This window comes from Lactococcus termiticola, from assembly GCF_003116835.1.
GTDB lineage: Bacteria > Bacillota > Bacilli > Lactobacillales > Streptococcaceae > Lactococcus > Lactococcus termiticola.
This window is the reverse complement of record NZ_BFFO01000001.1, coordinates 153772-175057: the sequence shown is the minus strand read 5'-3', so window position 1 is coordinate 175057 and position 21286 is coordinate 153772. Positions and strand designations below refer to the sequence as shown.

General features: G+C 49.1%; 24 protein-coding genes. 13 read left to right on the top strand and 11 right to left on the bottom strand.

Features of this window, described 5'->3' with window-relative positions; all coding sequences use genetic code 11:
- The first annotated feature begins 150 nt into the window (after positions 1-150).
- From NtB2_RS00850 to NtB2_RS00835, 5 genes are all read left to right on the top strand, one after another.
- Positions 151-1737, top strand: coding sequence for an O-linked N-acetylglucosamine transferase, SPINDLY family protein (locus NtB2_RS00850; RefSeq protein ID WP_109245052.1), 1587 nt, complete (start codon positions 151-153; stop codon positions 1735-1737).
- A 50-nt stretch (positions 1738-1787) separates the two neighbouring features.
- Positions 1788-2699, top strand: coding sequence for a GTPase Era (gene era, locus NtB2_RS00845; protein ID WP_109245155.1), 912 nt, complete (start codon positions 1788-1790; stop codon positions 2697-2699).
- Between the two features lie 11 nt (positions 2700-2710).
- Positions 2711-2839 (top strand): hypothetical protein, encoded by a 129-nt coding sequence (locus NtB2_RS08775; RefSeq protein WP_263970094.1) that lies wholly within the window; start codon positions 2711-2713, stop codon positions 2837-2839.
- A 29-nt stretch (positions 2840-2868) separates the two neighbouring features.
- Positions 2869-4032, top strand: a complete 1164-nt coding sequence (gene recA, locus NtB2_RS00840; protein ID WP_109245051.1) for a recombinase RecA — start codon at positions 2869-2871, stop codon at positions 4030-4032.
- A 271-nt stretch (positions 4033-4303) separates the two neighbouring features.
- The gene (locus tag NtB2_RS00835; RefSeq protein ID WP_109245050.1) at positions 4304-4843 is read left to right on the top strand and encodes a DUF5067 domain-containing protein; all 540 of its coding nucleotides are present in this window, start codon (positions 4304-4306) and stop codon (positions 4841-4843) included.
- A 25-nt stretch (positions 4844-4868) separates the two neighbouring features.
- On the opposite strand, the gene NtB2_RS00830 is transcribed toward NtB2_RS00835, so the two are convergent.
- On the bottom strand, positions 4869-6266 hold the full coding sequence (locus tag NtB2_RS00830) for an amino acid permease (protein WP_109245049.1): 1398 nt from the start codon (positions 6264-6266) through the stop codon (positions 4869-4871).
- Between the two features lie 226 nt (positions 6267-6492).
- Here NtB2_RS00830 and NtB2_RS00825 point away from each other — a divergent pair, with 226 nt between their 5' ends.
- Together NtB2_RS00825 and NtB2_RS00820 are read left to right on the top strand one after the other, a co-directional pair.
- Positions 6493-6894, top strand: coding sequence for a YlbF family regulator (locus tag NtB2_RS00825; RefSeq protein ID WP_109245048.1), 402 nt, complete (start codon positions 6493-6495; stop codon positions 6892-6894).
- Positions 6854-7210, top strand: a complete 357-nt coding sequence (locus NtB2_RS00820; RefSeq protein WP_225867026.1) for a DUF2129 domain-containing protein — start codon at positions 6854-6856, stop codon at positions 7208-7210. The genes NtB2_RS00825 and NtB2_RS00820 overlap by 41 nt, the downstream gene beginning before the upstream one ends.
- A 237-nt stretch (positions 7211-7447) precedes the next feature.
- Here the strand turns inward: NtB2_RS00820 and NtB2_RS00815 are convergent, their stop codons facing one another.
- Both NtB2_RS00815 and NtB2_RS00810 read right to left on the bottom strand, forming a co-directional pair.
- Entirely contained in the window at positions 7448-7969 is a 522-nt protein-coding gene (locus NtB2_RS00815; protein WP_109245046.1) for a dithiol-disulfide isomerase, read from the bottom strand.
- 81 nt (positions 7970-8050) lie between these two features.
- Entirely contained in the window at positions 8051-8644 is a 594-nt protein-coding gene (locus tag NtB2_RS00810; RefSeq protein WP_109245045.1) for a CYTH domain-containing protein, read from the bottom strand.
- A 113-nt stretch (positions 8645-8757) separates the two neighbouring features.
- Between NtB2_RS00810 and NtB2_RS00805 the strand changes: the two genes are divergently transcribed.
- From NtB2_RS00805 to dinB, 4 genes are all read left to right on the top strand, one after another.
- The gene (locus NtB2_RS00805; protein ID WP_109245044.1) at positions 8758-9423 is read left to right on the top strand and encodes a GTP pyrophosphokinase; all 666 of its coding nucleotides are present in this window, start codon (positions 8758-8760) and stop codon (positions 9421-9423) included.
- A complete protein-coding gene (locus tag NtB2_RS00800) occupies positions 9380-10225 on the top strand; it encodes an NAD kinase (RefSeq protein WP_439956785.1) in 846 nt (281 codons plus the stop codon). The genes NtB2_RS00805 and NtB2_RS00800 overlap by 44 nt, the downstream gene beginning before the upstream one ends.
- Positions 10226-11134, top strand: a complete 909-nt coding sequence (locus NtB2_RS00795; RefSeq protein ID WP_109245042.1) for an RluA family pseudouridine synthase — start codon at positions 10226-10228, stop codon at positions 11132-11134.
- A gap of 64 nt (positions 11135-11198) precedes the next feature.
- Positions 11199-12293, top strand: coding sequence for a DNA polymerase IV (gene dinB, locus NtB2_RS00790; RefSeq protein ID WP_109245041.1), 1095 nt, complete (start codon positions 11199-11201; stop codon positions 12291-12293).
- Here the strand turns inward: dinB and NtB2_RS00785 are convergent.
- A complete protein-coding gene (locus NtB2_RS00785; protein ID WP_109245040.1) occupies positions 12244-12909 on the bottom strand; it encodes a prepilin peptidase in 666 nt (221 codons plus the stop codon). The two genes, dinB and NtB2_RS00785, sit on opposite strands and share 50 nt — an antisense overlap.
- A gap of 278 nt (positions 12910-13187) precedes the next feature.
- Between NtB2_RS00785 and NtB2_RS00780 the strand changes: the two genes are divergently transcribed.
- Positions 13188-13640, top strand: a complete 453-nt coding sequence (locus NtB2_RS00780; protein WP_109245039.1) for a Dps family protein — start codon at positions 13188-13190, stop codon at positions 13638-13640.
- A gap of 234 nt (positions 13641-13874) precedes the next feature.
- On the opposite strand, the gene NtB2_RS00775 is transcribed toward NtB2_RS00780, so the two are convergent.
- The 6 genes from NtB2_RS00775 to NtB2_RS00750 form a co-directional block, all read right to left on the bottom strand.
- Entirely contained in the window at positions 13875-14258 is a 384-nt protein-coding gene (locus NtB2_RS00775) for a rhodanese-like domain-containing protein (protein WP_109245038.1), read from the bottom strand.
- 1 nt (position 14259) lies between these two features.
- Positions 14260-15225 (bottom strand): ROK family glucokinase, encoded by a 966-nt coding sequence (locus NtB2_RS00770; protein WP_109245037.1) that lies wholly within the window; start codon positions 15223-15225, stop codon positions 14260-14262.
- Entirely contained in the window at positions 15222-15437 is a 216-nt protein-coding gene (locus tag NtB2_RS00765) for a YqgQ family protein (RefSeq protein ID WP_109245036.1), read from the bottom strand. The genes NtB2_RS00770 and NtB2_RS00765 overlap by 4 nt, the downstream gene beginning before the upstream one ends.
- Positions 15438-15548: 111 nt before the next feature.
- The gene (locus NtB2_RS00760; protein WP_109245035.1) at positions 15549-17609 is read right to left on the bottom strand and encodes a cation:proton antiporter; all 2061 of its coding nucleotides are present in this window, start codon (positions 17607-17609) and stop codon (positions 15549-15551) included.
- A 24-nt stretch (positions 17610-17633) separates the two neighbouring features.
- On the bottom strand, positions 17634-18101 hold the full coding sequence (locus NtB2_RS00755; RefSeq protein ID WP_109245034.1) for a hypothetical protein: 468 nt from the start codon (positions 18099-18101) through the stop codon (positions 17634-17636).
- Between the two features lie 108 nt (positions 18102-18209).
- Positions 18210-18683 (bottom strand): Rrf2 family transcriptional regulator, encoded by a 474-nt coding sequence (locus NtB2_RS00750; protein ID WP_109245033.1) that lies wholly within the window; start codon positions 18681-18683, stop codon positions 18210-18212.
- Positions 18684-18793: 110 nt separating this feature from the next.
- Here NtB2_RS00750 and NtB2_RS00745 point away from each other — a divergent pair, with 110 nt between their 5' ends.
- Positions 18794-19702, top strand: coding sequence for a DMT family transporter (locus NtB2_RS00745; protein WP_109245032.1), 909 nt, complete (start codon positions 18794-18796; stop codon positions 19700-19702).
- Between the two features lie 204 nt (positions 19703-19906).
- On the opposite strand, the gene tyrS is transcribed toward NtB2_RS00745, so the two are convergent.
- Positions 19907-21166 carry a tyrosine--tRNA ligase gene (gene tyrS, locus NtB2_RS00740; protein ID WP_109245031.1) on the bottom strand — a complete coding sequence of 420 codons (1260 nt, stop codon included), beginning with the start codon at positions 21164-21166 and terminating at the stop codon, positions 19907-19909.
- Positions 21167-21286 lie beyond the last annotated feature (120 nt).

Sequence of the window (21286 nt, the reverse complement as noted above, 5' to 3'; positions counted from 1 at the left end):
GGCAACTGTCGAGACCTTTGGGCTCGACAGTTAGGAATGGAAGCCGTTAAGCTTCGCTTCCGGCCTCACAGTGCTTTTCTCGAAATTTATGAAACATCAGCAGATTGAAAGAGCCTTAGGGCTCTTTTTTGAGTGTGTTATAATTTAACTATGAACAAGACATTCGATATCCATTCCTCGCAAGGCGACCTGGCACTGAACCAGGGCAAATATTTTGAGGCAGTCCAGGAATATCTTCTGGCCAGTAAGGACCTGAAAGGCCTATCTCCAAAAGAGCAGGCAGAGTTCTGGCGGAAATTTGGCAACGCTTATTTTAGCCTAGAAGACTGGGATAATGCCCGAATTTGCTATGAGAACACGCTTTTTCTCTACCATGATGCTGAGGGGATTCTCTCGATTTTGGGTTGGCTTTATTATTTTTATGATGCGGACAAGTCTATCGCCTACTATGAACGCTCGTTGGCTATCAAGCTGGACGAGGGTTCTTTTGCGACGGAGGCGATTTCAATACTTAAATCTGGCAAATACAGCCAGGCCCAAATCAAAGCCATGTTGGAGGACAAGGTCGAGCTCTTTCGCCGCAAGCTCCTGGCGGAAAAGCCGGCCTTCTTCCATCCTAAGTTTGACAAGGAAGCGGGCGAAAAGCTCAGTATCGCCTACATTTCGTCGGATTTTAAGAGCCATGCCATGATGCAGTTCGTCCTTCCATTATTGGAAAATCATGACCAGGAGCGTTTTAACATCCGCCTCTATTCGACGACGGATGAGGCGGATAAGGTCACGGAGCGAATCAAGGCGACCGGCCTGACCTTTATCGACTGTCAGGCAATGTCAAATGAAGAGCTTGCCGACAAGATTTTCTCAGATGGGATAGACATTCTCATCGACCTGGGGGGCTATACGCATACCCGGAGCTTTACCATGTTCTACAAGCCTGCCCCTATCCAGATGCAGTATTTGGGCTTTGTCAACAGTCTGGGCATCCAGGAAATCGACTATATCTGGGCGGACGACTTTGTCTTGCCGGAAAATGAGGCGGACGGCTACACAGAAAAGCCCTTTTATCTGCCTTCAGGCCTCCACCGCTTTAGCTTTAATGAAAAAGAGCAGGTCCTTCCAGAGCTGGGTGAGGCTCCGGTCAAGGCTAATGGCTATATCACTTTTGGCAGTTTTAACGACCTCTCCAAGCTCTCAGAACAGACCCTAGAACTCTGGAGCAGGCTCCTTAAGGCCGTGCCGGACTCCAAGCTTTTGATTTACCGGACCAATATGTTCAGCCACATGAAAAAAGAGCAAATCAAGCAGGACTTTGCGGGGCTAGGAATCCCTGAAGACCGCCTGATTTTAAGGTCGGACAGCCTGGCCAGTCACTACCAGGCCTATCAGCTGGCCGATATCGCCCTGGACAGCCTGCCCTTTAGCGGCTTGACCATCACGATCGAGCAGGCTACCATGGGCATCCCAACCCTGACCATGCCAGGAAGCACCATGCAGTCGAGGGGGACAGCTTCTGTCAATCGGGTCCTGGGCTTAGACGAGCTGATTGCTAAAAATGAAGATGACTTTATTCGTAAGGGTTGTGATTTGGCCTTTGATTTGGACCGGATCAGTGAGTTGAGGGCAGGACTTCGTTCTAAGCTCTTTGCTTCGAAGCTTTTTCAGGATGAAGCTGGTTTTGCTCGGGCTGTGGAGGCTGGCTTTGAGCGAGTTTGGAAGGAGTGGTTGTCTAGTTATTAAGTTCTAAAGCAAAGTTGGCAGAAAGCCAGCTTTTTTGCTACAATAGCGATATGACAGAAAATACTTTCAAATCAGGATTTGTCGCCATTCTTGGGCGACCAAATGTTGGGAAATCGACCTTCCTCAACCATGTCATGGGGCAGAAGATTGCCATCATGAGTGATAAGCCACAGACCACGAGAAATAAGATTCAAGGGATCTACACGACCGATACAGAGCAGATTGTCTTCATTGACACGCCTGGAATTCACAAGCCCCACAATGCCTTGGGTGACTTCATGGTCCAGTCGGCCTACTCGACCCTGCGGGAATGTGACGTGGTCCTCTTTATGGTGGCGGCCGATGAGCCTCGTTCTACCGGTGAGGACATGATTATCGAACGTTTGAAAAAGGCTGAAGTGCCCGTCCTTTTGGTGGTCAATAAAATCGATAAGGTCCATCCAGACCGGCTCTTTGAGATTGTTTCAGATTATACCAGTCAGATGGATTTTGCAGAAGTCGTGCCGATTTCAGCACTTCAGGGCAATAACACCTCAGCCCTGATTGACACCCTCTCAAGCAAGCTGGACGAAGGACCTCAGTACTTCCCGGCTGACCAGATTACCGACCATCCCGAACGTTTTTTGGTCTCAGAGATGATCCGTGAAAAAATCCTGCTCTTGACCAGAGAAGAAATTCCTCATAGTATCGCTGTGACAACCGACAGCATGAAGCGGGACGAAGAGACCGGGAAGATCCATATCATGGCGACCATCATTGTCGAGCGCAAGAGCCAGAAGGGGATTATCCTCGGCAAGGGCGGCGGTATGATCAAGAAGATTGGCCAGCTGGCCCGGCGTGACATCGAGCTCATGCTCGGTGACAAGGTCTATCTCGAGACCTGGGTCAAAATCAAGAACGACTGGCGGGACCGGAAGATGGACCTGTCCGACTTTGGTTATCGGAAGGAAGATTATATGTAAGAAGGTATCAGATGGAGAAAGCAGAGCTTTCTTCATTTTTTATTGCCCAAAAGCCTGCTTCAGCCATTGACAAATCCCAGATTTTTCCGGATATAGTATGCGATTCATCAGCTATTAAAAAGCCTGAAAACATGTTATAATAGGGAGGATTAAATGAATGGAGAATTTAATGGCAACCAAGAAAAAAACAAATTTTGATGACATTACTAAAAAATATGGAGAAGATAGAGACAAGGCCCTGGCTAAGGCTCTCGAAGTAATCGAAAAAGACTTCGGGAAGGGCTCGCTCATGCGACTCGGCGAAGCGGCCAACCAGAAGGTCTCAGTCATGAGCTCAGGCTCACTGGCCCTCGACATCGCCCTCGGTGCTGGTGGTTATCCTAAAGGCCGTATCGTTGAAATTTACGGACCAGAATCATCTGGTAAGACGACTGTTGCACTCCACGCTGCGGCAGCCGTACAAAAAGAAGGCGGTATCGTGGCTTATATCGATGCGGAAAATGCCCTCGACCCAGAATACGCCAAGGCGCTCGGCGTCAACATCGACGAGCTCTTGCTTTCACAGCCTGACTACGGCGAACAAGGTCTGCAAATCGCTGAAAAGCTGATTACCTCTGGTGCGGTTGACCTGGTGGTCATCGACTCAGTCGCAGCTCTTGTGCCTAAGGCCGAAATTGACGGCGAAATCGGTGATAGCTCTGTCGGTCTTCAAGCCCGTATGATGAGCCAGGCCATGCGTAAGCTGGCTGGCCACATCAACCGGACCAAGACGACAGCTATCTTTATCAACCAGCTCCGTGAAAAAGTCGGCGTCATGTTTGGTAGCCCTGAAACCACGCCTGGTGGGCGTGCCCTCAAGTTCTACGCCTCAGTCCGTCTGGATGTGCGTGGTTCGACCAAGATTGAAGAAGGCAGTGGCGATAATAAGAAGCAAATCGGTAAGGAAACCAAAATTAAAGTCGTCAAAAACAAGATTGCTCCGCCTTTCAAGGTGGCCCTTGTGGACATGATGTTTGGCGAAGGAATTTCTAAGACTGGTGAGCTGCTCAAGATTGCTGTTGATGAAGACATCATCAAGAAGTCTGGGGCCTGGTTCTCATACAATGATGAAAAAATCGGTCAGGGTGCTGAAAAAGCCAAGGCTTACCTGGCTGAACACCCAGAAGTCTTTGACGAAATCGACCACATGATCCGTGAAAAATACGGCCTTCTCGACAAGCAAGATATCGCTGAATCTGAAGAAGAAGCTCCTAAGAAAAAAGCCGCTCCAAAGAAGAAGGCAGCTGCTAAGAAGGAAGAAGTCGAAGAAGAGATTGAGTTGGAATTGGAATAAGGGCCGTTGCGTTCAGAAAACACATGAATACTGTGGGCAGGAAGTAGGATTGCCAAAACTTTCCAAGACTATCTGCAGAAGAGGAAGGCCTAGCCTTCCTCTTTTCTTCGGCTTTCATTCCTAAAAGCTGAGCCCTGATGGTCTCAGCTTTCTCTATTTTTCACAATGTTTTTGCAGCATTTCTTCCGATCTACTCGGTCCTGATTCCAAATCTGGAAGATGATGGTCATAGAGAAGATATTAAGCTATAATAAAGCTGGGAGGACGCTCCATGAAAAAGAAAATTTCGCTCTATCTCATCATCATGCTCATCGCCATGCTGCTCGTTGTTGTGGGGACGATGACCTTTCTACATTTTCAGAATCAGCCTCAAAATACGGTTAATCTAAAAGTTTTAGACAGCCGAGCCTTTCAAAATGACCGCATCCGCTACGATCAAGCCAAGCAGACGGCAACGACTGAGCATGAGACCATCAAGCTGACGTCAGAGGAAATCTTGACGGCGAGCAATGGTGAGCAGAGTCTGGTCCTCTATTTTGATTTTACGAATAAGAGCAAGGAAAAGATTGACCTGGAGGGCTTTGCAGACAGCTACCTTCTCGTGAGCCAGCCGGGCAAGGCCTATGACAGGAGCCTGAGCATTGATACGACAAAGCTAAAAGATGTCAGCGTCAATCCCGGCAAAACCTACCCTGCCCAAATCACGGCCAGCGGGCTTTTAGGCCAGGCTAAGGGGAATTTCCGCTTTTCTATCTTCTCTCAGAAATGGGAGTCTGATGATGCTGGCTTGACCATAAAAATTCCACACTAAAAAAGCAGGCAAGACCTGCTTTTTCTTATGCTTTGTTTTCTAAATGATGGTCTTTCTTCATCCAAGAAATCAGGCCAAAGACCAGAATCCATACGACAGTACCGATGGCTGGAATCAGTGTGTCCTTGAAGAAGAAGAGGGAGACAAAAATCAGGATAAAGGCAACGAGGGCAATCGGGATAAAGACCTTCGGTGCCGGTACCTTGAAGCCATCAGCCTTATAATCTTTAGACTTGCGGTACTTCAGGTAGGTAATCAGAGTCATCACATAGACGACGATGAAGAGATTGGTCGCCACAGAAGTGATGAAGATAAAGGCATTTGACACAGCCGGAATCAGCGAGATAAAAGGCGTGATGAAAATCAAGAGGGCTGTGAACAAGAGGGCGTTCAGCGGGATACCGTTTTTAGAAAGCTTGGTAAATGGCTTTGTGGCGTTGCCACCCATAGTGTTTGAGAGCGAATAAAGATTTCTCGAAGTTGAGAAGAGGGCGGAATTCAGGGCAGAACCCGCAGAGGTCAAGACGACAAAGTTGATGATATTAGCCGCCCACTTGACGCCGATGAGCTGGAAGACCATGACAAATGGCGACTGACCAGCAGGAATTTCACGCCAGTTTAAGATGGCCATGATGGCAAGAAGAGCCCCAATGTAGAAGAAGAGAATCCGGATTGGAATCTGGTTGATGGCTTTCTTCAGTGTTTTTTGAGGGTCGAGTGTCTCGGCCGCTGTCATCCCGATAAATTCCATCCCGACAAAGGCAAACATGACCAGCTGGAAGGCAGCAAAGAAGTTATTTAAGCCATGAGGGGCAAAGTGGAAGTCCTTGAAGATATTGGTAAGAGAGACCGTGCCTGCGATATGGTCGCCCTGGAAGTTAGCATTATAATGAAACTGGCCAAAAAGCATGATGATGGCGGTCAGGATAATCCCGAAGATCGCCGCCACCTTGATGATCCCGAACCAGAACTCGGTCTCGCCGAAGAACTTGGCGTTCAGCGTATTGAGCAGGACGAGGATGACCAGGATGACCGGCTCAGTGACCCAGGTCGGCACATTGGGCAACCAGAGCTGGAGGTAGGTCCCGACAGCAGTCAGCTCGGCCATGGCCATGAAAATCACGACCAGCCAGTAGGTCCATTGGGTAAAGTAGCCGGCTTTGTGGCCAACGTAGCGGGTCACAAAGTTGAGGAAGGAGTGCTGGTCCGTGTCCTGATAGAGCATCTCGCCGATGGCCCTCAAGAGGAGATACATGATGGTCCCGATGATGAGGTAGACCAGCAAAATAGTAGGCCCGGTCTTGTGGATGGAGTCGCCGGCCCCTAGAAAGAGCCCGGTCCCGATGGTTCCGGCAATGGCGATGATTTGAATGTGGCGGTTTTTCAGCCCCCGCTTGGGTGCATTGTCCTGTTCATTTTCCATGAAGTTTCTCCCTTTTTCTAGGTATTACTTAATTTTCTGATAAAAATTAGACAATTCGGTCTAATCCTAGTGATTTAATTATAGCTCAGGCTGGCTTAAAATGCAAACGCATACCTGTGTAAACTTGGGGTAATGTCGGATGTGGTTGTAAAAAGTAGACAAAAATTCTGCTGGGGATTTTTCTAGCCACTGGTTCTTAGAGCCACGACTGTGCTATAATGTAGACATGTTAATCATTGATGAAAACTTAATGGCCATTGATGAAAAGCTCGATGAGCTGGTCGCTAGCCTCTTAGAACATGAACCTGAGGTTGAGGCTTATCGGCTGGCGAGGCGGGCCTTTCTTGAGGATGCAGAGCTTCAGGCCCAGCTCCAGCTTTTAGAGGAGCAGGCGGACTACATTGCTTTTCGGCCTGAGCTTAAAAAGCTCCAGAAGGAGCTGATGGTCAATGAGAAGGTCTACCAGCTTCGCCTGGCAGAAAATGACCTTCAGAGGCTCTTGAGCGAGCTTGCGAAGGGACTTGCTGGAGCGATTTCAGAAGACATCTTAATCGACGAAAATATACCACTTGCAAGAGGAGGAAGACATGCCAGACACGGACATGGAATTGAACATACTGGACAATAAGGAAAAAATCAAGGCTCTGGAGGGTAAGGAGAGGCTGGCGGTCTATGTCTTTTGCCACAATTACCGCTCAATTCGACAACTTTCCAAATATGGAGAATTGCTTTATTCCAGTCAAAAAGCCAAGTATGGCCTGCTCTACATCGATAAAAAAGACCTGGACGAGAATCTGGAGAAGCTGAGGGGCCTCAAGGCGGTCCGCAAGGTCCGGGTCAGCCAGATGGACAAGCTGAGTGATAATTTTTCTGAAGCCTTTGAGCAGACGAATCAAGCCGTGAAAGAAGAGATGGCGGAGATGGGCTTGTTGGATGAGGCTTAGGCTTTTCCTAGGCACTTAGTCCGTTCCGCTTCAGAAATTCGGCAAAGCATAGTGGGGCCGGCAGCGAAGCCGTTGGCTTCCATGCCTAGATTTGGAGCCCTGGGGGTCTCCAAATCTACCTTATTCCACTATGTTTTGCCGAATTTCCTCCACTCCACTCATACCACTTTTCCCCGATTCTCCTATCTACAACTCCAAAAGAACAAAACAAAAAAGGATTCTCCCCGAATCCTTTTTCTATGCCGAAATCTTATCCAACAAATAACTCTGCAACTGCTCATGCCGACATTTCTCCAGCTGTAATCCCTCATCAGCTGTCAAAATCAAACTAGCAGGCAGGCTCGCAAAATGCTGGTCCTGGTAATCATAGAGTTCCTGCTTGAGCTTCTTCTTGGCAAACTGCCGGTATTCCTTGAAGTCCCGGATCTCGATGCCGAGTTCAGCCAGAATCTCTGCCCGCATGCTGGCGTTGTATTCCAGGAAGCTCCCGGGCTCGCGTAGGCGGTCCTGGAGGCTGAGGATGAAGGCTCTGGAGGTCTTTCTGCCGTAGAGGCTGAGGCTGACGAAGTCTTCTGAAATGCGTTGCAGGCGGTCGTAGCTGGCATTGAGCATGGCGATATTTTTGGTTAGGCCCTGGCGGTCTCTGAGTTTCTTGGCCGTGGCCAGGTTGACGATGGGTTTCAGATGCCAGTCATAGTTGCTATCAAAGGGCTCAAAGCTGTCGAGCACAGGCGTAAAATAGTATTGGATTTCGTACATAAGTAGATGTCTTTTCTCTAGTTTTTAGGTCAGTTTCTATCTTATCAGAAATGCTTTGATGAGCAAAATATTATACAAATCTTATTTACGGGTGTGGCGGAGACAGTCGAGAAAGCGGACAACCTTGGACCTGGAGAAGCGATACTCGATATGATTTTTCTTGAGGAAGGCGTAGAAATCTTTTTTACCCTGGTCATTGTCGTCGACTTCGAGCTCAAGTTCATAGTCGGTGTGGCCCATGTAGTCGTTCTTGTCGAGGGCAGCGAGGCCGATGTCGAGCTGTTGCTCGTAGCGAATGGTCGTGAGGCTGCCGATTTCAGTGATTTCAGACAGGTCAATCCCCCGTTCGGTCAGGATATCACAGACCTCGGAGAGGTCGACAGAAGAGCAGATGATGTTCTTTTCCTTGAGCATGAGGGCGGCCTCTTCTGAGGTCAAATCGATATTGTGCTCAATATTGCCGACGCTTTGAGGGACCTTGAGGGTCATCTCGGCAGACTTGTCAAAGGTCCGGATCCGGAGGGCTAGTTTTTTCTTGCGGAGCTTGAGGTCTTTGGTGTCGAGGTAGTGGTTGGTCTGTCTGACCGGTGTAATATGTGAAAAGAGCCTCTTGAGTTGGTCATATTCGGCTAAGCTCAAGAGGGTCTTATGCTCGATTTCTAAATTTGTAGACATAGTTAATAATAATGCAGGGAAACAAGCCTGCATTTTTCCTTCCCGATATGGTAAAATGATATATATATTGTAACTAAATGAGGAGAAATTGGCAAGCTAGCCAATAAAGAGATATGGCATTTAACTGGGAAGAATTTCTTGACCCCTACGTCCAGACGGTCGGCGAGCTCAAAATCAAGCTCCGGGGCGTCCGCAAGCAATACCTGAAAAAAGGCCTTTACTCGCCGATTGAATTTGTGACTGGCCGGGTCAAACGCCGGGATTCGATTGTCAAAAAGGCGAGAATGAGGGGCTATACCAGAGACAGCCTGAGCGAGATGGAAGACATCGCAGGCATCCGGGTCATGGTCCAGTTTGTCGATGACGTCTGGGATGTCCTGGCCTTGCTCAAACGTCGCAAGGACTTCAAAATCATCGAAGAGCGGGATTATATCCACAATCAAAAGGCTTCTGGCTACCGATCCTATCATGTGGTCATCGAGTACCCGATTGATACGATTGATGGCTTTCAGGTGGTCAATGCAGAAATCCAAATCCGGACCCTTGCCATGAATTTCTGGGCGACCATCGAGCACTCGCTCAACTATAAATACGGGGGCGTGATTCCCCAAGAAATCCAAGAACGCCTGTCCAATGCAGCCAAAGAAGCTGCCCAGCTTGATGCTGAAATGGGCGAAATCCGTGAAGACATCCAAGAGGCCCAGCTCATGTTTGATAGCCCGCAGGCCAGGCAGGATGTCAAGAAAGAAAAAGGGGAAGAAGATGAGCTCTGGTCTTAATAAGAAACTCTGGATCATCGAAAACCAGTCTGAGCGGTCAAAAACCGCCTATGCCAAATTAGAGCCAATGCTTAAAGCAGCGGGCTTTATTTTTGATGAAGCCGATCCAGAGCTGGTCGTGACCATCGGAGGCGATGGGACGCTCTTGTCGGCCATGCACCAGTATGAAGAGCAGCTTGACCGGATTCGCTTTGTCGGTGTCCACACAGGCCATTTGGGCTTTTACACCGACTTTATGGCTGATGAACTCGAGAAGCTTGTTGAGGGGCTTTGCCATGAAAAGCCTGAGCAGGCAGTCCGCTATCCGCTTCTCCGGGTCGAAGTCAAGCACGACGGTAAGACGACCCTCCACTATGCCCTCAATGAGTCGATTCTCCGGCGGACCTCACAGACCATGGTCTGCAATGTCCACATCTCCGATGAGCTCTTTGAAAAATTCCGGGGGGATGGCCTGGCGATTTCGACGCCAACGGGTTCCACGGCCTATAATAAATCCATCGGTGGAGCGGTCATGCATCCCCAAGTTGAAGCCATGCAACTGGCCGAGATTGCCAGTCTCAACAACATCGTCTTTCGGACCCTGAGTGCTCCGATGATTGTGGCGAAAAAAGACAGCATCCGCCTCTGCCCTGAAAAGGCCGATGACTACAGCCTGACGATTGACCAGCTGAATTTCCACTATGAGGATGTGACCTCGGTTGACTACAGTCTCGACGGGGCCAGCATTGCCTTTGCCAACTGTGCCCACACGCCATTTTGGGAACGGGTGCGTACGGCCTTCATCGGGGACGGTGTCGAGTAGATGGAGTTTTCATTTATCAATGAAGTCGACGGCAGCATGGTCAAGAAATTCCTCCAGCGACACGGGGTCTCAAAACGCCTGCTGGCCAAGGTCAAATACGAGGGCGGGCAGATTTTGGTCAACGGCGTCGAGCAAAATGCGATTTATCGCCTAAAGGCTGGCGACCAGGTCAGTATCGTCACGCCAGATGAGCCGGACAATCCCGACCTGACCCCAGGGACGGCACCAGTAGACGTGGTCTTTGAAGATGACCATTATCTGGTCGTTGCAAAGCCGGCTGGCGTGCCCTCTATCACGGGTGTCTACCACCCGACCGATGCCATGAGCAACCGGGTCAAGGGCTATATCAAAAGGCAGAATTACGCCAACCAGACCGTTCACATTATCACGAGGCTTGACCGGGATACCAGTGGCCTCATGTTTTTTGCCAAGCACCGCTATGCCCATGCCCTGATGGTCCAGTCGCATTACCGGGACAGCCTGGAGAAACGCTATTATGCGGTCGTGAAAAATGACGGTCAGCTCGCTGATCACGGCGAGATTGACCTGCCCATTGGTCGGGCCGAGGGCTCGATTGTCCAGCGACGGGTCAGGTTGGATGGCCTGATGGAGGCCAAGTCAGCCAGGACCAGCTACAGGATTGCTGAGGAGAGCGAGGATTTTTACTTGCTCGATGTCAGGCTCCACACCGGCCGGACCCATCAGATTCGAGTGCATTTTTCTCATCTGGGCTATCCCCTCTTGGGCGATGACCTCTATGGGGGCTCGAAGGAGGAGTTTTCTCGGCAGGCCCTGCATTGTCATCATCTTTCTTTTATCAATCCTTTTACTGAAGAGAAGGTGGAGCTGGAGCTTGGCATGCCGGAGGACATGCGTGGCTTGTTGGAGGCTAAGATTCAGCCAAAATAAAAAAGCAAAAAAACATTGGACAATCTCCAGTGTTTTTTAGCCCCAAATCCAGTATAATAAGACTATGTTAACTTTTCCCCTCAAGGTCGATGAATCCAGAAAAATCATCCATATTGATATGGATGCCTTTTTTGCGTCGGTCGAGCAGAGGGATAATCCGAGACTCAAGGGCAAGCCAGTCGTGATTGCGAGAAACCCGATGGAGACAGGCGGGCGGGGTGTTGTCTCGACCTGTTCTTATGAGGCCAGGGAATTTGGCATTCACTCGGCCATGTCGGCCAAGGAGGCTTTTGACCTCTGTCCCCAGGCGATTTTTGTACCGGGCAATTATGAAAAATACCAGGCTGTTTCTCAGCAGGTCCGGGAGATTTTTCATCGTTATACGGATGAGGTCGAGGCGGCCTCGATCGATGAGGCCTATCTTGATGTGACGGAGAATAAGATTGGCTCCCAGTCGGCGATTAAAATTGCTAAGCTCATCCAGAGGGATATTTATCAGGAGCTCCAGCTGACCTGCTCTGCCGGTGTTTCCTATAATAAATTTTTGGCCAAGATTGCCTCAGACTATCAGAAGCCCCAAGGCCTCACGACGGTCCTGCCTCAGGAGGCTAAGGACTTTTTGGCCCAGTTGCCTCTGAAAAAATTTCATGGCGTGGGAAAAGCGACCCTGCCCAAGCTCGAAGAAATGGGCATCAAGACTGGGGCAGAGCTCCAGAAGGCCAATCCGCTGGACTTGGCAGAACGCTTTGGTGTCTTTGGCTGGGAGCTCTATCTCAAGGCCAACGGCATTCATGAAGCCAAGGTCAAAAGCCACCGGGAACGCAAGTCTATCGGCAAGGAGCGGACCTATGGCAAGCTGATTTATCGGGCAGAGGATGTCAAGGGTGAGCTGAAAAAGCTCTCCGAGATGGTCGCAAAGGCCATGGCCGGCCATGAGCAATCGGGCGATATTGTCATTCTCAAGCTTCGTTATTCGGACTTTACGACGATTACCAAGCGAAAGAGCCTGCTGGCCAAGATCAATCAAGCCGAGGACATCCTGCGGGAGGCTGAGCAGATTTTTGATGAGCTGGACTATAATGAAGCCTTAGGCGTGAGGCTCCTCGGCATCACAGTGACGGGATTTTCTCCCAAATCAGAAGTCCTAGATATCCAATAGATAAAAAAGGAATGAAGGGGATGGCCCCTTTTTTCTTTAGGATAATGTAGTAGAGGATGCCAGAGATACTGGCAATTTCAAGGATTTTGACCTGCTTGAGTAGGGGGATATCGCCTGCAATTAGAAAGAGCCAGAGAAAGTCTCCAGGACCGATTTTCAAGTCCCAGAAAAAGGCGATGAGGGCAAAGGAAAGCCAGAGGACTTGGCTGAGAGAAAAGCCGTTGATGGCAGTAATCAGCAAGGCAAAGAAGAGCCAGAGGCTAAAGGGGATTTCCTGGTGGCGGAAGTCAAGGATGGAAAGGAGAAGCGAGGCGATGAGAATAAGGCTTTCTGGCAGGTCAAGGAGCTGGTAGTAGGCGAGGATGAAAAGTAAGCTGAAGAGGACTTCGAGCGTCGGGTAGAGCCAGCTGAGCTTAGCCTTGCAATGCCTGCAGTAGCCGCCCTGTATAAGGAAGGAGAAGAGCGGGATGAGCTCGAAGGGCCTTAGTCGACTTTGGCAGTGGTCACATCTTGAACGACCAGTGATAATAGAAAGGCCTAGGGGGAGCCGGTCGACAACCAGGCCTGTAAAAGAAGCGAGGGTCATGGCGATGAGGATAAGAAAAAACAGGAGCATGATTTATATCCGAATGTGAATTGGAAATGTCAAATTATTTTTTTATAAATGCTAGTGAGCTGGAAGAAAGTGGAAATTAAAGGGCTATAAGGGAGCTGGCGAGAGCTTTGGCAATGGAAGCCGGAGGCTTCGTTTGCAACCACACCATTAATTTCTACTTTCTGTAAGCGAAGAGACCTAAAGTCGAGAAAATTTCTAAATAAATTCTTTGGCCTTTTAATACAATTATTATATAATTAAGAAAGCAACAATAATAATTAAGAAGAAAGTGAGCCTTTATGTCAAACGAAAACACAAAGAAAATTCTCAACCAATCTGTCGCTGACCTCTCTGTCGCTACAGCACTTATTCATCAAACCCACTGGTACATGCGTGGTGCAGGTTTCTTGAAGCTCCACCCATATATGGACAAACTCATGGACGGCTTGAACGACGTGCTTGATGAGCTCTCAGAACGCCTGATTACCATCGGTGGTTCACCTGTCTCAACCTTGAAAGAATTTGACGAACTTTCTAAGATTGACCTCCAACCAACTGACTGGAACGTGTCAATGAAGGACCGTCTGGCTAAAGTGCTTGCGACTTACAAGTACCTGGCTGAACAATTCCAAGAAGGGATTGACGCTGCTTCTGAAGAAGGCGATGCTGTGACAGAAGGTCTCTACACTGATGCCAAGGGCGATGTTGAAAAGACCATCTGGATGCTGGATGCTGAATTGGCAGACCGTTAAGCGAAAAAAAGGCTTGTTTGAGCCTTTTTTTGTTTGTTGTTGTTATTGAAATGAGGTCCGGCTCGTTTTCTTCCAGAAATTCTGCAAAAAGCACTGTGAGGCAGGCAAGCAAAGCCTCGCTTTCATTACTAAAAGGCGAGTCCTAGCTGTCTCGCCTTTTACCTATTTCACAGTGTTTTTCAGAATGTCCGGAACGAAACGGCTTTACCAAAAGAAAAAAGAGCATCCGCTCTTTTAGCCTTGTTTAGTCTTCCCCTGCCAAGCGTTCAGGCCGTCTTTCAAGACGTAGATTTCAGTGATGCCAGCCTTCTTGAGCTTCTTGGCGACCTTTGCTGCCTTGGTGGGGCGAGTGGTCTCGTAGATCAGGACGGGCTTGTTCTTGCTCAGCGCATTGAGGCTCATGTCGATTTGATTTTCTGGAAGATTGCGGGCTCCTAGAATGTGTTTTTGCCGGTAGAGACTAGCCTCACGGATGTCGATGAGTTGGCCATCTGCCAGTTTTTTTTCAAATTCTTCGTTGCCGACGACCTTGGCATTGCGATTGAGCTTGAGCTTTGGCCAGATGAACATGAAAAAGAGGAGGGCCAAGAGGACGATGATTTCAATAATGATAAGCATGTTATTCTCCCTTGAACTTCAGAGCAAGGCTGGCAGCACCGATGATGCCGGCGTCATTGCCGAGTTCTGCAAGTTTGATTTTAGTGGTATTGCGGACGGTCGGAAAGGCGTATTTCTTAAAGCTGGCTTCGACCCGACTACGGAGAAATTCTCCAGCAGCGGAAACACCGCCACCAATGACAATCGAATCAGGGTTGAGCGTAGAGCCAATGTTGGCTGCCGCAAAGCCCAAATAATAGGCGAATTTATCGACAATCGCCAGGCTAAAGGCGTCGCCTGCCTCAGCGGCCTCAAAGATGTCTTTTGAAGTGACCGCTTCGCCGTTGTCAATGCTGGCCTTGATATGAGAGTCGCCCTCATAGCTTTCAGCAAACTTGTAGGCCAGGCGGACAATACCAGTCGCAGAAGTCACGGTTTCAAGACAGCCGTGATTGCCGCAGGTACACTCAAAGCCGTCGGTTGGCTCAACATTGATGTGGCCGATCTCGCCGGCGGCGCCGACACCGTGGACCAGCTCACCGTTGGCGATGATACCGCCTCCGACACCAGTCCCCAGGGTCACAAAGACCACGTCAGGATTGTTTTCGCCAGCCCCCATCCAGCGTTCACCAAGGGCTGCGACGTTGGCATCATTGTCGAGGATAAAAGGCAGGCCTACGCCGTCAGAGATGGCCTTGCCGACTTCTTGGGTCTCGGCCCAGTTGAGGTTATAGGCCCCGCGGACGGTGCCGGCTTCGATGTCGACCGTACCAGGTGTCCCCATGCCGATGCCAGCAAAGTCAGATTTGTCGAGCTTGTAGAGGTCGAGGCGGTGGTTGATGGAAGCAATGATGTCAGGGACGATATGCTTGCCGTCTTCTAGGATATTGGTCGGGATGGCCCATTTGTCTTGGACCTCGCCTGCCATGGTCAGGATACCAAACTTGATGGAGGTTCCGCCCAGGTCAATACCGATTAATTTTTTCATAGTTCATTCCTCTTTTCAGTTTCAATCCGCTCTTCACGACGGAGAATCAGGCTGGCTGTCATATAGTCCTGGTCGGTCCTCTCAAGGATTCCCCGCTCAATCATCTGACTGAGCTCCACTTTCATAAAATAAATGGCATCCAAACGGTCTGCCATTAAATTGACATAGCCAAAAGTTTTTAACCATTCCTGAACATCGTAAAGGCTTTTCATTCCTATATTTTATCGTATTTTGAAAGGCTTTTCAACAATCAGGGTGTTTTGGGGGCTGGAGAGGAGAAATCAAAGTAAAAAAGACTCCCAAACAAGAAGTCTTTTCCTATCCTAGCGATGCTCCTCAACCTTCCGCTGTCTCCGATTAAAAAGATCCATCCAAAGGCTGTGGTCATCGCTGACCAGCGAATAATCCTCGAGCGTATTGACATTCTGCCTGAGCTGTCTTGCGACCTCTGAGCTGATTTGTCCGCTGGATTCGTACTCGAAGATGGTCTTTCGCTCGAAGTAGTAGCCCATCATCATCTCTTCGAGGTGGCTGGATTGGGCCCGATTGACCATCCGGCTGATATAAGTGCCGGAGGCGACAAACTCGGTCGACCGCAGGCGTTCTGACTGGAGGTAGTTGATGAGCTGGGGCTCGTAGACGGCCTCCAGATTTTCCAGGACCTGGAGGATGAGCTCGGTATTTCTCAAATAAAGCTCAGTAATCTGTTGCTGGGTCTCGTCATGCTCGGACTGATGGGCCTGTTTCCGCCGGCCATTGCTATGAAAGAGGTTGGAGGTCAGGTAATGCAGGCCCCGCATGGTCAAGGCTGAAGCGTACTGGACGCTGGAGACAAAGTTGTGGGAGATGGCCTGCTCGAGCGAGTGAATATAGCGTTGATAAGTCCTATAGGTATAAAGGGAAATTTCATCTTCCTTGAGGGCAGTCTCCAGGCTCTCGGTCTCGACCTGGATAATCAGGAGCTGGAGCTCGTTGAAGTCGGCCGAGGTATTGGCCGACTCCTGCTCGATGATTAGGCGTTGAATCCGGTCCTGGTAGGCATCGATGGCAAGGTCAAAGCCAAAGACCTTCTCAGCCTTTTGCCGTTGTTCTTGGAGGCTTTCGACGACCTCTGTTAATATGGCAATCTTAGCCATATTATCCACCTGGATGGCTTTTTTTGCAGCAATCCGAGGCAGGACGAGCAAACCGGTCAAGAAGGAGAGGGCGGTCACTGAGGCAACCAAGAAAATTAAGAGGCTGTTCTGCAAGCTATTGCCGGCTGGCAATAGGAGAATTGTCGCAATCGACACGGTTCCTTTTGAGCCGGAGAAGGTCAAGAGCTGGATGTCTGTCCAGAAGCTTGAAAACTGCACGCCGTGCCGTCTTGCCGCAAAGATATGGTAGAAGCAGAGGACAAGGAAGCGCAGGAGAAAGAGGGCGACCGTCAGGACCAGCACCCAGACGAGCAGAAGGACATTCGAGAAATGGGGGTGCTGAATCAGCGGTAGGACCAGCTGATGGAGCTCAATTCCCAAAAACAGAAAGACGGTCGAATTAAGGATGAAGCTGACCATGTCCCAGAGGTTGTTCTTGACCCGGGTTACGGTCGCATCAAACAAGGTCGTCCGCTTGATCCCGTTGGCCTGCAGGATACCGGCAACGACGACGGCTAAAATCCCTGAGACATCAAAGATATTGGCGATCAAAAAGGCAGCCAAGGGCAGGAGAAATTCCATGATCAGATAACCGGTCACGTCTCTGGCGTCGACGTTCTCGAGGACCCGGAGAATCATGTTTTTGGCAGAGACGACGATAAAACCAATCGCTGCCCCGCCGACCGCTGAAATCAAGAGCTCCCAAGAGGCATGAGGAATCGAGAATTTCCCCGTCGTCATGGCAAGGACAGCAATCTGGAAGGTGATGATTCCTGAAGCATCGTTGAGCAGGCCCTCGCCCTGGAGGCTAGAAAGGACCCGCTTAGGAAAGCTGAATCGCTCGGTTAGGGCCTTGACGGCAACCGCATCAGTCGGAGCCAGGGCAGCCCCCAGGGCAACGGCCGCGGCCAGTGGCAGGCCGACATAGAGGAGCTGCATCAGATAGCCGAGCCCCAGAGCCGTGATAAAGACCAGGGGCAAAATCAAGAGCAGGACCAGGCGGGTATGCTTGAAGATGTGCTGGACATCGGCTTCTTCAGACTCCCGAAATAAAAGGGGGGCAATAATAAAGCCCAAGAAAACCTCGGGCTCGATGTGTAAGACGTTGGAAGCTCCCATGAAGCCAAGTCCCAGACCGATGACAACTTGAATCAAGGGCAGGGCCAGCTTTGGGAAGATTTTGTTAAGAACGTTTGAAACGACGAGTGCTATAAGAAAGACGATGACATAGAATATGGTATGTAGCACTGAAACCTCCTGCTAAGAATGTAGTTAGTGGGATACTTTTTTGAAGAGGGCCTTGGTCTGAGAAATTTTCTCATCGATTTTGCCACAGTCCTTGTGGGCAATCAAGGCCTTACAGCGTTTGAGTTCAAGGGCAGCCAGCTGGCGTTTGAGCTTTTCTTTGTTGGCAGGGTCGCCAGAGTGCAAGACTTCAAGTTTTTGCTCAGCATGCATCATCTTGGTCTGGATGCCATCGAGAAATTCCTCGAGCTGGTCAATCCGCTTGGCATCTCCATCTTCAGCCTTGAGGGCAGTGATGTTTTCCTTGACAATGGCCTCTTTTTGCTTGTAGATGTCCAAAAAATCGATCAATTTTTGCTCTTTTTCGTCAGCAGAAAGATTGGCGTAGTATTCTGCCGCCGCCTCTTTATCTGTCAAATTTTTCTCGCCACCGACATTTTCTAAGTAGCGGGCCTTGAGCTGATTGAGTTTATCTTGGAATTTTTGATCAAGCATGATTTTCACCTGTTTTGTTTTTTGATAAGTCGATTATAGCATAATTTAGCTTTAATCCGTTAATAAATGAGCGGAAAGACAGGTTTTTTAGAGCATTTCTGTCTTCCTTTAACTCAGATGCTCCTGAATCCAATGGTCAAGGTCTTTGAGGCTGTAGTTTTCGGAGGTCTGTTGGGCGACCTTGTCCAGATGGACAGCAGAAAGTGTGGTCACGAGCGTGCTTTCGATATTATCTAAAGCCTCTGTGACAGAGCATTTTTTGGCCTTGTTGCCTTCGGTGCCTAGAAAGTTAATCAGGAGTTGCTGGCTGGCAAAAATCTTTCCCCGGCCTTCGATGGCAAGAAAGACGTCATAGAAGCTGATGTCGCTTAAGGGCTTGGCGAGAGTGAAACCACCCTTTTTGCCCAGGCTTGATTTGACAAGTCCTTCATTGACGAGGCTTTTCATGATTTTTGATAGATAGCTTGGCGAGACGCTGAGCCTTTCGGCCAGGCTATTGCTCTTGATGACAGATTGCTCGGGGAGGCGCCCCAGGATAAGGAGGACGTAGACGGCCTGCTCCCAGCCAGAAGATAATTTCATATTGACAGTTCCTTTTTAGAGGGTTATAATCTTTATTATAGATATAAAGTATCTAAATTATAGCTTTTATCTATTTTACTTAATTATAAATCAAGAGGGAGAATTTCGCAATGGCAAAGAAAAAAGACGGATTTTTAATCAGTATCATCCTCACGACCATATTTATGGGCTCGAGCTTTCCTACAGGGAAATACTTGATTTCGATTGAGCATGTCCCGCCCTTTTTATTGGGAGGCTACCGCTTTGTCTTGGCTGGTTTAATCATGCTGGTCTGGGTTTTTTTGACCAAGGGATATCAAGCTGTGCTACCGACCAGTCAGGGCAAGAAGTTGCAAGGTTGGATTCTGGTGCTCGTCATTGGCCTCCTGCAAACCACGGGGACCATGGGGCTACTTAATCTTGCCTTAGCTATGGGCCTGTCCGGCTCAATGAGCTCTATCATCCTCTTTACCAATCCTCTCTGGTTGGCTTTGTTAGCTCATTTTCTCCTCAAGGACAGATTAAATCTCTGGAAAATCATTGCCTTGATTTGTGGCTTTCTGGGCGTGGTCGTTTGCTTGGGCTTTGATAAGTCTGCCTTTGGTCTGTCAGCCCTCGTCGCTCTTTTTGGAGCTATCTGCTGGGCAGTTAACACCGTCATCACAAAGAAAGTCCCATTTGATAAGGGGCCCTTCATTTTTACTGGTTGGCAACTTTTCATTGGAGGCCTTTTCATGTTCATCTTTGCCCTTGCCTTCAAAGAAAATTACAATATGGTGAGCTTATCAAATTGGGGTTGGCTCTGGTTTGTCTGGCTCGTTATTCCAGCATCTGTCGGATCGTTTGGCCTCTGGTTTTCCAGCCTTCAAAAGCGGGAGGCGAGTCTGGCAAGTTCCTTTTTGTTCTTAGTTCCCTTATTTTCTACTCTCTTTTCAATCATTGGCTTGAAAGAGAAATTTAGTCTAAGCCTTGTAGTAGGAGGCATCCTCGTCATTATTTCTCTAATTCTGGTCAACAAGAAAACAAAGCCCAGAGCCTAGAAAATCAACAGTGTAGCGAAAGGCTAAGGCCCCTTTTACTATGAAAAAGGTAGATTTGGAGACCGTAAGGCTCCAAATCTAGCAATGGAAGGGCAAAGCCCTTCGCTTGCGGCCCATAGTAAAAGGGGCCTTAGCCTGCAGCGAAACGGCAAACCCAGCACAAAAAACCCAGCACAAAAAAACTCAGGCCAAAGCCCGAGTTTTCTAATAGTTCAAAATAAAATTCTTCTTCTTCCCACGGCGGATGACAGTCAGTTGGCTGTCAATCTTGTCGCTGTCGCTCAAAGCATATTCCAAATCCTGGACCCGCTCGCCGTTGATGTAGATGGCACCGTTTGTGATGTCTTCTCTGGCCTGGCGTTTGGACTGCTCGATGCCGGCTGTAATCAAGAGCTCGATGAGCTTCATGTCATCGTCAGCCTTGACATCATAGCGAGGGACGTCCTTCATCCCCGTCTGGATGGACTTGGCGTCAAGTTCTTTCAGAGAACCACCGCCAAAGAGGATGCTAGAGACCTTCACTGCATTTTCAAAGGCTTCTTCGCCGTGGACTAGCGTCACTACTTCCTTAGCCAGGACCTTCTGGGCCAGGCGTTCATGGCGGGCTTCATTAAATTCTGCTTCGATTTTAGCAATCTCGTCAAGGCTCAAGAAAGTAAAGATTTTCAGCATCTTCACAGCATCTTCGTCGTCGACGTTCAGCCAAAATTGATACATTTCATAAGGCGAGGTCTTGTCAGCATCCAGCCAGATGGCATTTCCCTCAGATTTTCCGAATTTTTTACCGGTGCTGTCAGTAATCAGTGGAAGCGTAATGACGTGGCCAGTCGTCTCGGCCTTGCGACGGAGGAGCTCGGTCCCGGCTGTCATATTGCCCCATTGGTCAGAGCCACCCAGCTGTAGGCTTACGCCGTGGCGTTTGTTCAGCTCATAAAAATCATAGCCCTGCATGATTTGGTAGGCAAACTCGGTATATGAAATCCCAGTCTCAATCCGGCGTTTGACAGATTCCTTGCTCATCATATAGTTGATGGTAAAGTATTTGCCGACATCCCGGAGGAAGTCGATGAAGCTCAGGTCTTCAAACCAGTTGTAGTTGTTGGTCATTTCAGCCTTGTTGTCGCCATTTTCAAAATCAAGAAAACGCTCGAGCTGTTTACGGATTTTTCCAGACCATTCCAGGACCGTGTCCTTGGTCTGCAATGAACGCTCGTCATCCTTGAATGAAGGGTCGCCGATCAGGCCAGTCGCCCCGCCGACCAGGGCGTAAGGCTTGTGTCCGGCCAGCTGGAGCCGTCGCATGGTCAAAATCAGGACCAGGTTGCCCAGGTGGAGGCTGTCAGCCGTTGGGTCATAGCCCACATAATAGCTGACTTGCTCCTCCGTCAAGGCCTTGCGGAGGGCCTCTTCATCAGTGGTCTGAAAAATCAGGCCACGGGCTTTGAGTTCGTCAAAAATGTTCATCTGAAAAATCCTTTCCTTTAGATTTGGCCAAAATTGGCAGTATTCCTTATTATATCAAAAATTGTTATTGTCTGGGAAATGCGAGTGGTATGACTTGTTTGGAGGGTAAAAAAAGAGAAG

What these genes read in the sequence shown, in the direction of transcription:
- NtB2_RS00850 (WP_109245052.1), top strand. Translation starts at nt 151, where the DNA reads ATGAACAAGACATTCGATATCCATTCCTCGCAAGGCGACCTGGCACTG.
- era (WP_109245155.1), top strand. Translation starts at nt 1,788, where the DNA reads ATGACAGAAAATACTTTCAAATCAGGATTTGTCGCCATTCTTGGGCGA.
- NtB2_RS08775 (WP_263970094.1), top strand. Translation starts at nt 2,711, where the DNA reads ATGGAGAAAGCAGAGCTTTCTTCATTTTTTATTGCCCAAAAGCCTGCT.
- recA (WP_109245051.1), top strand. Translation starts at nt 2,869, where the DNA reads ATGGCAACCAAGAAAAAAACAAATTTTGATGACATTACTAAAAAATAT.
- NtB2_RS00835 (WP_109245050.1), top strand. Translation starts at nt 4,304, where the DNA reads ATGAAAAAGAAAATTTCGCTCTATCTCATCATCATGCTCATCGCCATG.
- NtB2_RS00830 (WP_109245049.1), bottom strand. Translation starts at nt 6,266, where the DNA reads ATGGAAAATGAACAGGACAATGCACCCAAGCGGGGGCTGAAAAACCGC.
- NtB2_RS00825 (WP_109245048.1), top strand. Translation starts at nt 6,493, where the DNA reads ATGTTAATCATTGATGAAAACTTAATGGCCATTGATGAAAAGCTCGAT.
- NtB2_RS00820 (WP_225867026.1), top strand. Translation starts at nt 6,854, where the DNA reads ATGCCAGACACGGACATGGAATTGAACATACTGGACAATAAGGAAAAA.
- NtB2_RS00815 (WP_109245046.1), bottom strand. Translation starts at nt 7,969, where the DNA reads ATGTACGAAATCCAATACTATTTTACGCCTGTGCTCGACAGCTTTGAG.
- NtB2_RS00810 (WP_109245045.1), bottom strand. Translation starts at nt 8,644, where the DNA reads ATGTCTACAAATTTAGAAATCGAGCATAAGACCCTCTTGAGCTTAGCC.
- NtB2_RS00805 (WP_109245044.1), top strand. Translation starts at nt 8,758, where the DNA reads ATGGCATTTAACTGGGAAGAATTTCTTGACCCCTACGTCCAGACGGTC.
- NtB2_RS00800 (WP_439956785.1), top strand. Translation starts at nt 9,380, where the DNA reads ATGTCAAGAAAGAAAAAGGGGAAGAAGATGAGCTCTGGTCTTAATAAG.
- NtB2_RS00795 (WP_109245042.1), top strand. Translation starts at nt 10,226, where the DNA reads ATGGAGTTTTCATTTATCAATGAAGTCGACGGCAGCATGGTCAAGAAA.
- dinB (WP_109245041.1), top strand. Translation starts at nt 11,199, where the DNA reads ATGTTAACTTTTCCCCTCAAGGTCGATGAATCCAGAAAAATCATCCAT.
- NtB2_RS00785 (WP_109245040.1), bottom strand. Translation starts at nt 12,909, where the DNA reads ATGCTCCTGTTTTTTCTTATCCTCATCGCCATGACCCTCGCTTCTTTT.
- NtB2_RS00780 (WP_109245039.1), top strand. Translation starts at nt 13,188, where the DNA reads ATGTCAAACGAAAACACAAAGAAAATTCTCAACCAATCTGTCGCTGAC.
- NtB2_RS00775 (WP_109245038.1), bottom strand. Translation starts at nt 14,258, where the DNA reads ATGCTTATCATTATTGAAATCATCGTCCTCTTGGCCCTCCTCTTTTTC.
- NtB2_RS00770 (WP_109245037.1), bottom strand. Translation starts at nt 15,225, where the DNA reads ATGAAAAAATTAATCGGTATTGACCTGGGCGGAACCTCCATCAAGTTT.
- NtB2_RS00765 (WP_109245036.1), bottom strand. Translation starts at nt 15,437, where the DNA reads ATGAAAAGCCTTTACGATGTTCAGGAATGGTTAAAAACTTTTGGCTAT.
- NtB2_RS00755 (WP_109245034.1), bottom strand. Translation starts at nt 18,101, where the DNA reads ATGCTTGATCAAAAATTCCAAGATAAACTCAATCAGCTCAAGGCCCGC.
- NtB2_RS00750 (WP_109245033.1), bottom strand. Translation starts at nt 18,683, where the DNA reads ATGAAATTATCTTCTGGCTGGGAGCAGGCCGTCTACGTCCTCCTTATC.
- NtB2_RS00745 (WP_109245032.1), top strand. Translation starts at nt 18,794, where the DNA reads ATGGCAAAGAAAAAAGACGGATTTTTAATCAGTATCATCCTCACGACC.
- tyrS (WP_109245031.1), bottom strand. Translation starts at nt 21,166, where the DNA reads ATGAACATTTTTGACGAACTCAAAGCCCGTGGCCTGATTTTTCAGACC.